Genomic DNA, 223 nt, shown 5'->3' with positions numbered 1-223 from the left:
TTAGCCGTACTTGAAAATCAATTACTAGCGATGATGAAGCAGAAGAATGCTGACATCGTGACAGATATTCAGCAGCAATTAAAAAGTGCAGCAGATCGGGAGCAAAAGGCTTATAACCGGATCGGGCATAGTGCTCGCGATCGTGTAGAACAACAAAGGCTTGACGGAGAAGTTTTACTACTTGATCTGTGGGCAAGCTGGTCAGAAGAGGGAGAGGAGCGTG

At 46.2% G+C, this 223-nt stretch carries 1 protein-coding gene; it reads left to right on the top strand.

All coding sequences use genetic code 11. The annotated features are described in order from the left end of the window. Nucleotides 1-223 (top strand): hypothetical protein (locus PPOP_RS23165; RefSeq protein WP_159101862.1); only part of this gene is annotated, 223 nt, incomplete at both ends.

It is taken from the genome of Paenibacillus popilliae ATCC 14706 (assembly GCF_000315235.1).
GTDB lineage: Bacteria > Bacillota > Bacilli > Paenibacillales > Paenibacillaceae > Paenibacillus_B > Paenibacillus_B popilliae.
The sequence above is the reverse complement of the archived record's forward strand: the minus strand, read 5'-3'. Positions and strand labels throughout refer to the sequence as shown.